Annotated in this window: 16 protein-coding genes; 1 reads left to right on the top strand and 15 read right to left on the bottom strand. The window is 55.4% G+C overall.

The window, feature by feature from the left end:
- Nucleotide 1: 1 nt before the first annotated feature.
- Together nikR and ACHHZ7_RS14495 are read right to left on the bottom strand one after the other, a co-directional pair.
- On the bottom strand, nucleotides 2-403 hold the full coding sequence (gene nikR, locus ACHHZ7_RS14490; protein ID WP_003827507.1) for a nickel-responsive transcriptional regulator NikR: 402 nt from the start codon (nucleotides 401-403) through the stop codon (nucleotides 2-4).
- Between the two features lie 91 nt (nucleotides 404-494).
- Nucleotides 495-1,355, bottom strand: a complete 861-nt coding sequence (locus ACHHZ7_RS14495; RefSeq protein WP_003827509.1) for a LysR family transcriptional regulator — start codon at nucleotides 1,353-1,355, stop codon at nucleotides 495-497.
- 99 nt (nucleotides 1,356-1,454) lie between these two features.
- Here ACHHZ7_RS14495 and ACHHZ7_RS14500 point away from each other — a divergent pair, with 99 nt between their 5' ends.
- Entirely contained in the window at nucleotides 1,455-1,961 is a 507-nt protein-coding gene (locus ACHHZ7_RS14500) for a phenolic acid decarboxylase (RefSeq protein ID WP_060682905.1), read from the top strand.
- Here the strand turns inward: ACHHZ7_RS14500 and acpT are convergent.
- The 13 genes from acpT to ACHHZ7_RS14565 are packed head-to-tail and all read right to left on the bottom strand — an operon-like array spanning nucleotide 1,953 to nucleotide 14,000.
- Entirely contained in the window at nucleotides 1,953-2,543 is a 591-nt protein-coding gene (gene acpT / locus ACHHZ7_RS14505) for a 4'-phosphopantetheinyl transferase AcpT (RefSeq protein ID WP_060682904.1), read from the bottom strand. The two genes, ACHHZ7_RS14500 and acpT, sit on opposite strands and share 9 nt — an antisense overlap.
- A gap of 1 nt (nucleotide 2,544) precedes the next feature.
- Entirely contained in the window at nucleotides 2,545-3,774 is a 1,230-nt protein-coding gene (locus ACHHZ7_RS14510) for a beta-ketoacyl-ACP synthase (RefSeq protein WP_003827516.1), read from the bottom strand.
- Nucleotides 3,771-4,502, bottom strand: a complete 732-nt coding sequence (locus ACHHZ7_RS14515) for a 3-ketoacyl-ACP reductase FabG2 (protein ID WP_008786386.1) — start codon at nucleotides 4,500-4,502, stop codon at nucleotides 3,771-3,773. Before ACHHZ7_RS14515 ends, ACHHZ7_RS14510 begins: the two co-directional genes overlap by 4 nt.
- On the bottom strand, nucleotides 4,499-4,975 hold the full coding sequence (locus ACHHZ7_RS14520) for a 3-hydroxy-fatty acyl-ACP dehydratase (RefSeq protein ID WP_057067185.1): 477 nt from the start codon (nucleotides 4,973-4,975) through the stop codon (nucleotides 4,499-4,501). The genes ACHHZ7_RS14515 and ACHHZ7_RS14520 overlap by 4 nt, the downstream gene beginning before the upstream one ends.
- Complete coding sequence (locus ACHHZ7_RS14525) at nucleotides 4,972-6,141, bottom strand: beta-ketoacyl-[acyl-carrier-protein] synthase family protein (protein WP_060682903.1); 1,170 nt, start codon at nucleotides 6,139-6,141, stop codon at nucleotides 4,972-4,974. Before ACHHZ7_RS14525 ends, ACHHZ7_RS14520 begins: the two co-directional genes overlap by 4 nt.
- Nucleotide 6,142: 1 nt before the next feature.
- The gene (locus tag ACHHZ7_RS14530) at nucleotides 6,143-6,727 is read right to left on the bottom strand and encodes a DUF3261 domain-containing protein (protein WP_060682902.1); all 585 of its coding nucleotides are present in this window, start codon (nucleotides 6,725-6,727) and stop codon (nucleotides 6,143-6,145) included.
- A complete protein-coding gene (locus tag ACHHZ7_RS14535) occupies nucleotides 6,724-9,042 on the bottom strand; it encodes an MMPL family transporter (protein ID WP_060682901.1) in 2,319 nt (772 codons plus the stop codon). Before ACHHZ7_RS14535 ends, ACHHZ7_RS14530 begins: the two co-directional genes overlap by 4 nt.
- Nucleotides 9,011-9,616 carry an outer membrane lipoprotein carrier protein LolA gene (locus tag ACHHZ7_RS14540; RefSeq protein ID WP_003827526.1) on the bottom strand — a complete coding sequence of 202 codons (606 nt, stop codon included), beginning with the start codon at nucleotides 9,614-9,616 and terminating at the stop codon, nucleotides 9,011-9,013. The genes ACHHZ7_RS14535 and ACHHZ7_RS14540 overlap by 32 nt, the downstream gene beginning before the upstream one ends.
- Nucleotides 9,613-10,035, bottom strand: coding sequence for a thioesterase family protein (locus ACHHZ7_RS14545; RefSeq protein WP_008786381.1), 423 nt, complete (start codon nucleotides 10,033-10,035; stop codon nucleotides 9,613-9,615). Before ACHHZ7_RS14545 ends, ACHHZ7_RS14540 begins: the two co-directional genes overlap by 4 nt.
- Nucleotides 10,036-10,038: 3 nt before the next feature.
- Nucleotides 10,039-11,730 (bottom strand): glycosyltransferase, encoded by a 1,692-nt coding sequence (locus ACHHZ7_RS14550; protein ID WP_060682900.1) that lies wholly within the window; start codon nucleotides 11,728-11,730, stop codon nucleotides 10,039-10,041.
- Nucleotides 11,721-12,074: a hydroxymyristoyl-ACP dehydratase gene (locus tag ACHHZ7_RS14555; RefSeq protein ID WP_060682899.1), complete on the bottom strand. Its 354-nt coding sequence runs from the start codon at nucleotides 12,072-12,074 to the stop codon at nucleotides 11,721-11,723. The genes ACHHZ7_RS14550 and ACHHZ7_RS14555 overlap by 10 nt, the downstream gene beginning before the upstream one ends.
- Nucleotides 12,061-13,422: an AMP-binding protein gene (locus ACHHZ7_RS14560; RefSeq protein WP_008786378.1), complete on the bottom strand. Its 1,362-nt coding sequence runs from the start codon at nucleotides 13,420-13,422 to the stop codon at nucleotides 12,061-12,063. The genes ACHHZ7_RS14555 and ACHHZ7_RS14560 overlap by 14 nt, the downstream gene beginning before the upstream one ends.
- Nucleotides 13,419-14,000, bottom strand: coding sequence for a hypothetical protein (locus tag ACHHZ7_RS14565; protein ID WP_003827535.1), 582 nt, complete (start codon nucleotides 13,998-14,000; stop codon nucleotides 13,419-13,421). The genes ACHHZ7_RS14560 and ACHHZ7_RS14565 overlap by 4 nt, the downstream gene beginning before the upstream one ends.
- Between the last annotated feature and the right edge of the window lie 4 nt (nucleotides 14,001-14,004).

The following is a 14,004-nucleotide window of genomic DNA, read 5'->3' on the forward strand; positions in this document are numbered from 1 at the left end:
ATTACTCTTCTTTCGGCAGGCACTGTAGATGGCCGTGGCGCACGCCGCGCTGGGAAATCACGTCATCGGCAAAATGCTGCACATCGCCCATGTCGCCTTTTAGCACGGCGATTTCCAGACAGTCGTCATGGTTGATGTGCACGTGCAGCGTGGCGACCGATAAATCGTGGTGGTGGTGTTGGGTAGAAACAATACGGCTGGCCAGATCACGCTTCTCATGCTCATAAACATACGAGAGCACCGCGAAGCCCTGAGTGCCGTGTTCAAGGGTAGTTTCCTGCGCCAGTGCGCCACGCAGAATATCGCGGATCGCTTCGGAACGGTTGTTGTAGCCACGGCGCTGACTCAGGCCGTCGAGCGTTTCCAGTAAATCGTCATCGAGGGTAATGGTGACTCGTTGCATCTGCAGTTAACCTTTCATGTGGCGCGTTGGCGCACAGGGGGTAAGGGGAATAGCGTATTTTGTAACACACGTCCGGCATCCGGGGAAAAGGTTAATGCTCTCGCAATAAACGCAGCAGGGTACTGACCTGTTCATCCAGCGGAGCGAGAGTATCTTTAACGATCAGATGCAAAGGCGTGGCGCGACGAGCACCATGGCTTAACGGCAGTGGGCGTAAAAGCCCCTGATCAAGCTGCGTCTGAATACGTTCCTCGGGCAGCCAGCCGTAACCGACCTGATACATCACCGCATCAATCGCGGCATCAATGGTCGAGAAGGTCCAGGCATCACGCGCCGGTTGTTGTGGGTTATCGCGATCGGCAATGCGAATCAGCGGCCAGGCGCGTAATGCGTCTTCATTCAGCGGCGCATCCAGCATGCAAAGTGGGTGATCGCGGTGGGCCACGGCCACGAAGTCAATATTCATCAGCCATTCGCCGCGTCCGGTGACATCCTGACGCCGGGTCAGGACCATTACGTCCGCATCGGCATGTGCTGCCAGTCGAGCATCACCATTCTCCAGGACTTCGGTCAGACGCACCTGCGTTTGCGGCCAGGCCTGCTGAAACTGTTTGAGAATGGCAAACAGGCGTTTGCGTGGGAAGATGCTATCTACCATCAAATCCAGCCGCGTTCGCGTACCGTTTTGTAACGTTGCGGCCCGGGTTTCCACCCATAAAAAAGCCTTCAGTAGCGGTTTGACCTGATTGAGCAATAGCTCTCCGGCCGGTGTCAGGACAGCCCTGCGCCCTTCCGGGGTCAGCAGCGTTACGCCAAGTCGCTCCTGTAACAGTGCCAGATTGTAGCTTACCGAAGACTGGCTACGGTTGGTCTCTTCCGCCGCTTTAGCGAAGCTGCCCAGCTCCACCACTTTCTCCAATAGGGCCCACTGCTCGAGGGTTGTTTTGTGCATAACTCATCTAATAATTGAATGAATTTGATGCAAACATAGCGTTATTCATCCAATTTTTGAAGCGTTAAGATCCTCACATCAAGTAAGAGGAGAACGAATATGAGCGCGTTTGATAAACATGATTTAAGCGGATTTGTTGGCAAACATCTGGTCTATACCTACGATAATGGCTGGAATTACGAGATCTACGTGAAAAACGACACTACCCTGGATTACCGCATTCACAGCGGTATTGTGGGAAATCGTTGGGTGAAAGATCAGCGGGCCTATATTGTGCGGGTCGGGGAGAGCGTTTATAAAATTTCGTGGACCGAACCGACCGGGACCGACGTCAGCCTGATCGTAAATCTGGGTGACAAACTCTTTCACGGCACCATCTTTTTCCCTCGCTGGGTGATCAATAATCCGGAAAAAACGGTCTGCTTCCAGAATGAACATATTCCGCTGATGATGTCGTACCGCGATGCCGGCCCGGCGTATCCCACCGAGGTGATTGATGAGTTCGCGACCATCACTTTCGTACGTGACTGCGGCGCGAACAATGATGACGTTATTGCCTGTGCGGCGAGCGAGCTGCCTAAAAACTTCCCGGAAAATTTACGCTAAGGCTTCCAGTCGCTGCACGGCGTCTGCGGTCAGGGTAAATGGCGTGGGGGTGCACACCGCCAGGCTCAGGGTATCGAGCTGGCACTGGCTGACGGAGAGTGAGGAAGTTAGCGCGGTACTGTCGACGCTGACGATTTGCCAGGCGCTACCGCCGCGCTGTTTCACGATAGCTTCTTTACGCGTCCAGATGCGCCAGAACGCCGCCAGCTGTTGCTCCGGGCGTTCAGCCTCGATTTCGGCATGTTCACCAAGACTGAATACCGTATTTGCCAGCGTTTGCCAGTTATCGCGCGGGCGAACTACTTCTATATCGCAGCCGACTTCCCCTTCGTCGCTGAGCAGCAGGGCGATATCATCACCGCTGTGGCTGAGATTGAACCACAGCGGTGTGTCAGCAGAAAAGGCCGGTTTTCCTTGCTCGCCATAGACGATGTCCGGTAATGGCGAAAGGGCATGGGAAAGCAGCACGCGACCTGCCAGCCAGCGCGCACGGCGAGCACCTTGCGGCGCTTGCTCACTCAGTGCGGCAGGCAGTGCACCAGCGCTTAAAACAGAAACTTTCCCAAGAACGATCCGGTACATATCACGGCCAACGTTTAATGATGATAGAAGTATTTATGCCGCCAAACGCAAAGTTGTTGCTCTGCAAAAACTCGCAATCAATCTTGCGGGCTTCACCCATAATGTAATCCAGCGCGCCACAATTGGCATCTGGCTGGCTCAAATTTAGCGTAGGCGCAAACCAGCCTTCACGCATCATTTGCAGACTCATCCAGGCCTCTAGTGCGCCACAAGCGCCAAGGGTATGTCCAAAATAGCTTTTAAGCGAGGATAGCGGAACATTATCACCATAAATTGCAGAGGTTGCCTGACTTTCTGCAACATCACCACGATCGGTTGCGGTTCCGTGCGCTGAAATATAGCCGATATCCCGGGCACTAATACCTGCCATATTCAGCGATTTTTCCATGCAAATCTGCATTGTTTCGCGCTGCGGCTGGGTGATATGGGCTGCATCGCAGTTAGTGGCAAAGCCAACGATTTCACCATAAATCGTTGCTCCGCGTGCTTTAGCGTGTTCCAGCTCTTCCAGCACTAGCGTACCTGCACCTTCTCCGATGACCAGACCATCGCGTTTTTCATCGAACGGGGATGGGGTGGTTTTCGGCTCGTCGTTGCGCTGGCTGGTTGCGAATAACGTATCAAACACGGCGGCTTCGGAAGGACACAGTTCTTCTGCGCCGCCGGCGACCATCACCGTTTGATAGCCGTGTCGAATGGCTTCCCATGCGTAACCAATTGCCTGGCTACCGGATGTGCAGGCGCTGGATGTCGGGATGACTCGCCCACGCAGACCGAAAAACAATCCGGTGTTAACGGCAGTGGTATGCGGCATCATTTGCACGTAGGTCGTGCCGGTGATGTTATTGGTGTGTTTCTCGGTCAGCATGGTCGCGAACTCGCTCACTGGACCGGTACTACCGGTTGATGAACCATAAGCGATCCCGGTTTCACCGTTAGTCAGTACCCGATCGCCAATCAGCCCGGCCTGCTCAAGCGCCAGCTCTGTTGCGCGGGTGGACATCAGCGATACGCGCCCCATGGCGCGAATTCGCTTGCGGGTATAGTGTTCCGGCAGAGTGAAGTCGTCGATCGGCGCTCCCAGCAGTGTGTGCAGTCCGTCATAAACCTGCCACTCCGGCATTTTGCGTACCGCATTTTCATATGCCAATAACCTGGCGGAGACAGCCTGCCAGTTTTCCCCAAAGGCGGTGACGCCGCCCATGCCTGTAATCACGACACGACGTGTCATAACATCCCTCCATTGATGGAAATCACCTGGCGAGTTACATAGCCCGCCACATCCGACATTAAATAACTGGCAAGCCCGGCCACTTCTTCAGCCTGACCTATTCGTTTCATGGGAATCATCGACATCGCCTCTTTCAATGCGGCTTCTTCCATCTCGATCATCCCGGTATCAATGAGTCCCGGTGCAATGCAGTTTACGGTAATTTTGCGTTTTGCCAGTTCGATAGCCAGCGCTTTGGTGGCACCAATAATTCCGGCTTTTGCCGCACTGTAATTGACCTGACCGCGGTTGCCCATCACGCCCGAAACCGAAGACAATGTGATGATACGGCCCCCCTGGCGTGCGCTGATCATCGGCATAATGCACGGATGAATGACGTTGTAAAAGCTGTCGAGGTTGGTATGGATCACCGAATCCCAGTCGTTATCACTGAGCGCAGGGAAAGCAGCATCCCGAGTGACTCCAGCGTTGCTGACAATACCGTACCATGCGCCGTTTGCCTCAATATCTTGCGACAGTATTTCACGGCACTGCTCGCGATTGGCAACGTCAAATGTCAACAGGCGCCCTGCGCCGCCAGCGGCGAGGATAGCATCCAGCGTTTCTTGTGCTCCTTGCACATCGCGATGATAGTGTACGCCGACCACAAAACCGTCCGCGGCCAGTTGTCTGGCGATGGCGCGACCGATACCTTTGCTGGCACCCGTAACTAAAACTGAACGGCTCATGTGGACGCTCCTTGTTGAAATAGCGTGTTAATTTCTTCTGATGTCGGCTGGAAGGTGTTGACTCGACCGGTTGCCAGCGTCTCGTTGTCTGCCTGGATGGCACATTCAAAGCTACCGAATCGTGCATCCTGCATCAGCAATTTGACATGGATGCTCAGCGTCTTCCCGGCAGGCAGAACACCTGTAGCACAGACTAACTCACGTGCGCCCAGTACCATGCCTAACGTAATACTCGCCTGACCTTGTTGCTGGCGGTGCCAGCCAGACCAGACGCCAATGGTTTGCGCCATCAGTTCCAGTGCGAACCAGCCAGGCAGATTGCCATCAGGGTCGAGAAAAGGGGCCAGTACGCTGTTTGCTGATACCGTCACGTGGCAGGTGGCGGTTTCGTCCGCCACACTGACGACCTCTTCAAGAAGCAGCATCGGCGCATCATGCGGTAAATAATCGCCCGGTGATAAATAGTGGCTCATGAGATTCTCCCGAGCAGGATGCTGGCATTATTGCCACCGAAGGCAAACGAATTAGACAAGATAACCGGGCGAGTCAGCGGCTGCGGCTGTTCAATGATGCCGCAGGGTGGCAATGTTTCATCGCGTGGCGACTGGCTAAAATCCTGCGGCGGCAGCGGCAGCTCGCGTTGCAGAATCAGCATACTGATCGCTGCTTCGGTGATCCCCGCAGCGCCCAGCGTGTGCCCGGTCAGGTGTTTGGTTGAACTGCACGGGACCGTTTCGCCAAATAGCGCGCTCACGACGTTGGACTCAATCTGATCGTTTAACGGTGTGGCGGTACCGTGCAGATTGATATAGCCCACATGTTCCGGCGTCATTCCTGCGTCGTTAAGCGCCTGGCCGATGGCGCGAATGGCACCTTCCCCCTGTGGATGGGGAGCAGAAATATGGTACGCGTCGCTGGATTCGCCGACGCCAAGGAGCGCGATAGGCTGTGGCTCGCGGGTTAATACCATCAATGCGGCGCCTTCGCCAATGGTGATCCCACAACGGTTGAGGCCAAACGGCTGACACAGCGTTGGGGAGAGTGATTCCAGACTGTGGAATCCGTTGATTGGCATTCGGCTTAGCGTATCCGCACCGCCGACAATGGCGATATCGACCAGACCAGATTCGATCAAACGACGTCCGCTCATGATAGCTCTTGCACTGGACGAGCAGGCGGTTGAGAGCGTAAAGGCCGGGCCATCCAGCGCCAGCCAGTGGCTAAGAAAACGCGACGGATCGCCCAGTTCCTGTTGCGGATAGCGCCAGTCAGTGCTCTCTTTGCCGTTGAGCATCAAATCTACGTGAACGTCACCCTCATCCAGGCCGGAGGTGCTGGTGCCGAGAACAACAGCAATACGATCGCGACCAAATCGGGCGATAGCGTCGTCCACCTGCGGCTGGATTTGCATCAGGGCTGCCAGCAATAGCTGGTTGTTGCGCGAACGATGAGCGCTAAAGTGCTGAGGAATAGCGGGCAGCTCACCGTCAACGCCTGCTAACACGGCGGATGGGTGTCCTTGCAGCCAGCCCGTGCGCGGGCGCATTCCCGGCGCTATGCCACGAGTGAGATTGGCTGCGATTTCATCAGTGTTATTGCCCAACGCATTAATCATGCCAACGGCAGAAATGTAGATCATCTCAGTCACCCAGGTATTGAATGGTGATGTGGTATTTAAAAACGTGCTGTTCAATGCTGATCGGTTCGCGTTTTCCTTTTCGATTCAGATACGTGATTTGCGTTACCACTTTGCCGCGGGCATTGCGCAGCTCACGCGTGTCACCCGTATCGACGAGCGTCCAGCCTGTGGGTAATTGCGGTTGCCAGGCGCTAATCGGCCAATGACTGAGCATCACGTCAGCCAGCACCTGGCTGGCTGGCGGCAATTGTGGAACGATGATCGATTGCTCGGTGTGCAGTCCTTTTTCATCGTAAGTCACGAGGAACAGGCGAATGCCGACTGATGACAGCCCGGCAAGTGTGATTTTCTTGTCATCAGCATTGAGCATGACCAACAGTGACTGAGTTTTGCCGTTGAAACTTCCGGTTAGTAGCTGTTGTGAATTCACCGCGGGAGAAATCCCTGGGGTAGGTAGCGTTACACGAGTCCCCGGCTCTAACCAGGCTTGCGGGCGGCCTTTCTGTTCCGGCTGCGAGTGGCTGCAACCGGCCAGCAGCAACGTGGCGACGAGCGCAGCGGTGCGCCAGAATGTCTGTTTAATCATCTTCTTTTTTTCTCTTTTTTTCCTGGCATCGCCAGCGGTGACAGCAGGAAGGCGGTGAAAATACCGCTCACTAGCACAATGCCAAAACTGCTGATTGCCTGAGTGGCGCTAAAGACCAGCATGCCGAGCGTCAGGAGCGTGGTCATCATTGCCAGCGTGATAGCCAGCAGCGATGTCAGTGGCGTACCGCGTGGATTACTGAAAAACAGCGTGTAGTTAATGCCAATTCCCAGTACCAGCACCAGTGCCAGCAGCGAGAACAGGTTGAGCGCATGACCGCTCAGGGCCAGCACCGCCAGACTGCAACCTAAAGACAGCACTGAGGGGACCAGGCTAATTAAGCCTTTACGCCAGCCAAGCCGAATGACGGCGCCACAGGCAATCACCGCCAGCGCAATGCACAGCAGACCGGTCAGAATATGGCGATAAAGGGCAAACAGGTTGTCAAAGCTGCTCTTACGATCCACCCACGCCACGCCGGAATATTTCGCGCTGAGCGTATTTAATGCATCACTTTGTTTCACCCCTTCAACGGGAACCAGTACGCTGCTTTCGCCATCAGCCAGAGACAACCATAGCAAGCGCCAGCCTTCACTGGCCGGGCTGGCAAGCCAGGCATCGACGGTTACGGGCATGGCGCTAAGATCGGGGTTCACCGTTGCCAGACCGGCGTTGTTTAAGGCTTTCGTGATGGCGGGCGCGGCATCTTTTAGCAGAGACAGATCCTGCTGTTGCCGGGCGAGTGAATTGAGCGGAATGGTGCGATATCCGCTGAGTAAACCATCTTTTTTTGCCTGTTCCAGCGCGGGGATAAAGGTTTCCAGCCGCTCCAGCGTTTGCTGAGCGGATTTGCCGTACACCACAAACCACTTCTGGTCGACGCTTTGCCCGGTCAGGGCGGTAATCGCTTTTTCCTGAGCAAGAATACCCTGCGGCAGCGCCTGTAACTGGGAGATATCATCGTCTACGCGTAGCGTCGCCATACCTGCCAACGAGAATAACGCCAGCGCCACCGGCAGGCCAACGGATAATTTCTTATTCCGCCGCCATGCAGCAAGCCAGCATAGCATGAGTACCATTGCCGGCACCGGGCGTACCGGCAACCGACGACACAACCACGGGTGCCAGAAAATGACCGTCAGGCAGGAGGCGCTCAGACCTACCGCCGCGAATACCGCCATCTGGCGAATACCGGGGAAGGGGGCCAGCATCATAATCAGATAAGCCGCTACGGTGGTGAGTAGAGCCAGGAGCAGGGCATTGCGCACTTTGGCAAGGCTTTGCCATGGCGATGTTTCCGCACCGTGCACCATCCGTTCGGTCAAATAGTAGAGCGTATAGTCGGCGGAAATACCGATGATGCTCATGCTCATCACCAGCGTCATCAGATGGAGCTCGCCAAAAATCAGCAGCGTGACGACGGTCCCCGCCAGCGCACCAATGCCAATCGAAATCAGGCACAGCAGCAGCGGACGCAGCGAACGAAATACAGCCACGATGAGCAGGATCACCCCGAGCACAGTGGCTATGCCGAGGGTAGAGATATCTTGTTTCGCCTGCTGGCTGGCGTAATCGCTATAGAACAGCGTCCCGCGAGACAGCAGTTGAGCCTGTGGATAGTAGGCTTTGAGCTCACCCTCCAGCGTATTCAGCGTGGTGACCAATTGATGCGTCTGTTGCATATCAAACGATGAGCCGGTCAACTCGCCATGTAACAGATACCAATAGTTGCCTTGCTCATCCTGGGTGACAAGCCAGCCGTCCATCAGGCGCAGACGCTGCCCGGTTTTGGCCATGGCCAGCTGCGAGCCTCGCATCAGCATGAAGGGATCGTTTTGTAGCTCTTTGCCACTGACGCCGGAGAATGCGGAGTAAAGTTGGGACAGGATCCACTGGCCCTGCGCTTCGCCGCCGTTTTGCAGCCGGGCGCGGGTCTCGTTATCTATCAGGCCGTTACGATGTTGCCAGAAGAATGCCCCCCAGGCTTGCTGGCTGTCGGCATCCATTGGACCTTTTACCTGGGCTAGCGCGTGCGATTTTTGCAGTAAAGCCAGCCAGTCCCGGGCTATAGCTGGGTCCGGTTGCTTACCGGGGCTCACTAGCCAGACCACCTGACGGTCAAGGCGCTGCATAAATCCCTCGTTAAGACCCGGAGGTATAGCGCCCAGCGTCTGCTTTGGCAACATGGCCAGCACGCTGCTGTTAAGGCGGGCCTGAGGTAGCAGCGTCAGAAAGATGCCCAGCAGGAGCAGGCAGACGACTCCCCATAACAGCGCGGGGCGTTTACTGGGCGGCAAAGCGTTGGCGTTCGTCATCGGTCAGTTGCGCTGGCGTTAGTTGGTGTTGGGAAAGCGCGATATCGGTGCGATCCCCCTGCTTATCGTTGAGATGAATACTCTCCAGGTAAGTCTTTCCGGCTAAATCAATCGTCGCAAAAATCTTATCCAGCGGTGTGGTGATTGGCGTCAGGCGTAGCGTCCAGCGACCTTCTCCTAAGTCTGCAAACTCCACGCGGAAGTTTTGTTCCAGCACTTTACGATCCGCCTGGAATAACGCCCGTAGCAGATGATTAAACTGGAACATTTGCGGGTTATTCTCAGCGGTAATGGTCTGCGGTGGTTGACCGTTAATTGCCTGAACCATCCGTTTGTCGTCCAGCAGCAGTTGCATGGGGAACGGGGACGTTTGATCCCACAGCAACCCCTGGTCGCGGGCGATCAACATCTTGCCCTGAGATCGCAGCGGCTGCGGCAGATCCTTTATCGTCCGGGTTTGATCGAAGTGGGCGCGAACCACCGGTTGTTCGGTAAAACGCTGTTGTAGGGAGTCGAGCGTCAGGGCACTGACGAAAGGGCTGACGAGCAGCACGAGCAATGGCCATAATTTCATGGTGTCACTCCCATCCGTTCAAACAGAATATCCGGGCTGACAAAGCACAGTTCACGGCTTTTTTCGTCGACGGCGACCTGGATGGTGTAGCCTGTTGTGGCGCGTTTACCTGTTTCGGCATCAAAAATTTCGTAGCCGATATGCAGGCGATTTTCGTACTCTTTAATTTGGGCGCGTACACGGATACGCTGCTCGAAAGTCAGCGCATTGCGATACTTCACCCGAGTGTCGACCACGGGCCACAGATAGCCAGATTCTTTCATCTGCCGATAGCCATAATCGAATTGGTTCAGCAGTGCCTCACGGGCAATCTCGAAGTAACGGAAGTAGTTACCATGCCACGCTACGCCCATCATATCGACGTCGTGAAACGGAATAGTTAGCTCGACTTCAGCCGTAAAGCGGGGATCGTTAAGCACCCTTTACTCCTTGTCATTGGTATCCGGCAGTTGCCAGAAATCGAAAAAGTTAAACCAGTCTAGGGGCGACTGAAGCGCATAGTGCTCAAGGCGTTCGGCGTAGCGATCGACAGTATTCTGTAATGCCTGTTGTCGTGTGGCACGCGGTAAGAGCAGCGGGTCGGCAAACGGTTCGCAGTAGATGTGGAGTTTCTCCTGCTGGCGCAGGGCAAAAATCAGATCTACAGGGCAGCGTAAAATAGACGCGAGAATAAACGGGCCCTGAGGGAATGGCGCGTTTTGCCCCATAAAGCGGCTCCAGCACACGCGCCACTCGCCGCCGCGTTGGGGATTGACTGCGATGCGATCGCCTACGATGGCTACCCATTCACCGCGCTCCAATTTCTCTTTGAGCAGAATGGCAGTATCTGGACCAATACTGTTCACCGGGAGCAGATTTAATCCAGCCTGCGGGGCCATCTCTTGCATGATTTGTTTAAAGCGTTGGGCGTTATCGCTAAATACCAGCGCATTGATTGTTTTACTGCCCTGTAGCTGGGCCAGTGCCCGACAGGCTTCGACATCGCCAAGATGTGAAGCCAGTAGTAGTTTTCCCCGAGGATCGCTGATATTCAGCGTCGTTTCTGCACCTGGTGCAAAAATCACATCGCGACCAAAGTGCAGCTCACCACGCCAGCTGGCGATCTTATCCAGCATCGCGCCGCCAAAACGCAGGAAATGCTGATAACTGGTCAGGTTTGGCGGTACTGGCATCCGCCGTGTGATCAGTTGCGCCCTTACGCGGCTAATCCAGCGTTGAGAGGCTTTTCGGGCAGTTGAAGCGCTGAGCCAGTATACGCCGACGACCGGATACAGTAGCAGGGAGAAGGCTTTGTGACCCAGTACACGCCAGACCAGTAGCATCAGGCGCATTCCCCACAACCCTTTGACTTCCTGTTGCTGCGCCCAGTGTGTCGATGAACGACGACAAAGCAGGGAGGGGATGCGTGGCAACATGCCAAAGAACAGGCGAGTGTGCATCAATGAAATGTGCAAATTGTCTTTAAGCGCGTCGAAATGGGATAGTCCGTCCTGCGGATAGGTGACTCGCGTGGGGATAAAATAGCTGGTGTTGCCTTGCCAGTAGAGGCGCACCATCACTTCAGTATCAAAATCCATCCGTTTGCCGAGCGTTACGCGCTGTGCCAGTTGCAGCGTGGGGGCCACCGGATACACCCGGAAGCCGCACATACTGTCTTTGATCTGCAACGAGAGCGTTTCTATCCACACCCAGATATGGGTTACCCAACGACCGTACAGGCGCGAGCGAGGAACCGAATCATCGTAAATCGGTTGCCCGGAAATCAGTGCTGTCGGATGTTCTTTTGCCAATGCAAGCAGCCTGGGAATATCTTCAATGGCATGTTGCCCGTCGGCATCGACTTGCACGGCATGACTGAACCCGGCATCTGCCGCCGTCTGCATTCCGCGAATAACCGCCGCTCCTTTGCCTGCGTTGATGGGCAGGCGAATTAACGTCAGATTGCTGTATTCTGCCGTCAGGCGTGCCAGTTCATCTCGTGTAGTCTCGTCACTGCCATCGTCCACCACAATGCAGGGGAGATTGAACGGCTGAAGACGATCCAACACGTCCGACATCATCGCGCCGTGGTTGTAGCAGGGGATCAACACGCACGGGGAAAAGGTTAGCGGCATAACCGAATCTTCCCGCTGCTGGCGGTATGGCGCACGTCACCGTCGTGGCGCTGGTAGCTAAAAGAGAGCATCTGACGCGCTTCCTGCCAGCTCAGACTCAGGGTGACGGTGGCCTCTGGCAATAACGGCGACTGGAACTTCACGTTTTGAATACTGTGAAAACGCCAGCCAGGGGCCAGCAGCGTGGTGGCGTAATCCATCGCCCAGTTCAGCTGTGCAACGCCCGGCAGAAGTGGCTGCACGCTAAAATGCCCGTTGAACCAAAACAGAGAAGGGTCTAGTTGTAAAACAATCTCAGCCTGATGAGGCAGTGCCTGATGGCGCTCGATTTCATGGGGTTTCATGAAATAACTCCTGTAATTGCGCATAGACACGCTTGTTCATACTGTTGACCGGAATCTCATCAATCACCCGCCAGTAGCGGGGAACCGCGACAGGCTCCAGCCAGGGCAGCAGCGAACGTCGCCAGGTCAGTTCTTGCGGTTTACCACCGCACTCAAGCCAGCGTTGCCGGGCTTCGTCATCCAGTACCAGCAGGACGCCAACGCCCTGACGTCCTCCACGTGAGACCGGCAATGCCGCGACTTCACAGATACCATCCAGTGCCAGTAAACGTTGTTCCACTTCGCTGAGTGAAATACGTTTCTCTTCAATTTTGACCACCCGCCCGCGTCTGCCCATCAGGCGGAACTGTCCATTTTCGATAAACTGCAGAACGTCATCGAGTAACAGGCCATCATCAGCGTTAATTAGCGGTGAAAACACACGAAATGCGTCGTCTTCTGACTGGAATCTGACGCCGGGAAAGGGCAGCCATGCCACATCATCCTGATGGCGATAGCGCCACGCAAGGATCCCGGTCTCAGTGCTGCCGTAGATCTCATCGGGCCAGACATTTAGCCAGTCAGCAGCCTGCGTGACGTCCTGCCAGGGCAGCATGCCGCCCGCAGACAGAATCAGTTCGACCGGCGGCGGTGTCAGGTTGTGGTCGAGGCGTTTCAGAAACGCCGGGCTGCTGATAAACGCATACCGATGCTCAGCGCTCAGCGCCGCCAGTTGTTCGGCATACCAAAGCATCGCCGCGTGCAGCGGCAGACCTAAGGCCATCGGCAAAAAGATACGGAACGTCAAGCCATACAGATGTTGCGGTACCACTGACGCGACCACCCGGCAACCTGCCAGACGATCGGCAAAGCGTGTAGCGAGCAATGCCGCTTCGCTATCCAGACGAGCGATCGGTTTGATCACGCGTTTCGGCTGGCCGGTCGAACCGGAAGTGAATAGCTCCACAAAGGCGTCACTGCGTATTGCTGGGAACGTGATGTCGTGAGCCACGGATGTCATGGCGGAGCTGACCACCCGCAGCGTTCCCTGCCAGTCCATCGCTTTATCGCTCAGTACGCCGTCAAACAGCAAGTGCTGCTCGTTTAACAACGAAACGCGACAATGTCCTGGGATCACCGGTGTTTTGCCGGCATGGAGCGTTGCCAGCAGCGCGACGATGAATAAATAGCTGTTCTCGAAGCACAATGCCCAGCGTTCACCTTCCTGCTGTCGCAGATATGTTATCAACTGGGCCACATCTTGGCGCAGATGGCCAAGCGTCCAGGTATGCTCTTCCTGCCACGCAACAGGAACGTCGTCCGGACGTGGGGCACAGAGCCATTGAGCGAGTGTGAGGGGCTGCTTCATTGGGTATCTCGTTTTATCACCAGTTGGCGAATTAACCACTCGCCTACCATCAATGTTCCCATTAGCAGATAGGAAACCATGCCGTTCCAGGTGGTCCACAGGGTCATATCGCCATTCAGTGCGGTAAAGAGCGCAACGCTGCCATTGATGATGAAAAAGGCGCACCAGATTTGTGTCACACGGCGCGTATAGCGCACGCCCGCATCGGGCAGATTTGGGTCGCGCAGTCGTGCCAGACGTTCAACAATGGGCATTGCTGACCATAACGATCCACCAAAAACCGACAGCATAACGGCGTTTACCACTACCGGATAAAACAGCAGCAGCTGGTGCGTTTTGAGCAGATAACTGGCAATGCACAAGGTGATACCCGCGACCGCCACTACCTGTGTCACGACGCGCAGCGGCCCCGCCTGTCGCCGGGTCTGGCGAAAGCGTAAAAAAAGGAGTAGCGCCATCAACGGTAGCAACCAGTGCAGACTGTTATGCGCCAGGCCAAACCAGATCAAAAACGGCCAGGCCAGCAACAGTAGACCTGTCAGCAGTTGTACGACTGGCAACGAGCGTGTGCCCGACACGGAG

Origin of the sequence: Citrobacter freundii complex sp. 2024EL-00216 (assembly GCF_043945515.1) — a bacterium.
Lineage (GTDB): Bacteria > Pseudomonadota > Gammaproteobacteria > Enterobacterales > Enterobacteriaceae > Citrobacter > Citrobacter portucalensis.

Excerpts from the sequence above, each read along its gene's own strand:
- ACHHZ7_RS14500 (WP_060682905.1), top strand. The coding sequence starts at position 1,455 with ATGAGCGCGTTTGATAAACATGATTTAAGCGGATTTGTTGGCAAACAT.
- ACHHZ7_RS14495 (WP_003827509.1), bottom strand. The coding sequence starts at position 1,355 with ATGCACAAAACAACCCTCGAGCAGTGGGCCCTATTGGAGAAAGTGGTG.
- ACHHZ7_RS14555 (WP_060682899.1), bottom strand. The coding sequence starts at position 12,074 with ATGAAACCCCATGAAATCGAGCGCCATCAGGCACTGCCTCATCAGGCT.
- acpT (WP_060682904.1), bottom strand. The coding sequence starts at position 2,543 with ATGTACCGGATCGTTCTTGGGAAAGTTTCTGTTTTAAGCGCTGGTGCA.
- nikR (WP_003827507.1), bottom strand. The coding sequence starts at position 403 with ATGCAACGAGTCACCATTACCCTCGATGACGATTTACTGGAAACGCTC.
- ACHHZ7_RS14550 (WP_060682900.1), bottom strand. The coding sequence starts at position 11,730 with ATGCCGCTAACCTTTTCCCCGTGCGTGTTGATCCCCTGCTACAACCAC.
- ACHHZ7_RS14515 (WP_008786386.1), bottom strand. The coding sequence starts at position 4,502 with ATGAGCCGTTCAGTTTTAGTTACGGGTGCCAGCAAAGGTATCGGTCGC.
- ACHHZ7_RS14530 (WP_060682902.1), bottom strand. The coding sequence starts at position 6,727 with ATGATTAAACAGACATTCTGGCGCACCGCTGCGCTCGTCGCCACGTTG.
- ACHHZ7_RS14525 (WP_060682903.1), bottom strand. The coding sequence starts at position 6,141 with ATGATCTACATTTCTGCCGTTGGCATGATTAATGCGTTGGGCAATAAC.
- ACHHZ7_RS14540 (WP_003827526.1), bottom strand. The coding sequence starts at position 9,616 with ATGAAATTATGGCCATTGCTCGTGCTGCTCGTCAGCCCTTTCGTCAGT.
- ACHHZ7_RS14560 (WP_008786378.1), bottom strand. The coding sequence starts at position 13,422 with ATGAAGCAGCCCCTCACACTCGCTCAATGGCTCTGTGCCCCACGTCCG.
- ACHHZ7_RS14535 (WP_060682901.1), bottom strand. The coding sequence starts at position 9,042 with ATGACGAACGCCAACGCTTTGCCGCCCAGTAAACGCCCCGCGCTGTTA.
- ACHHZ7_RS14510 (WP_003827516.1), bottom strand. The coding sequence starts at position 3,774 with ATGACACGTCGTGTCGTGATTACAGGCATGGGCGGCGTCACCGCCTTT.
- ACHHZ7_RS14520 (WP_057067185.1), bottom strand. The coding sequence starts at position 4,975 with ATGAGCCACTATTTATCACCGGGCGATTATTTACCGCATGATGCGCCG.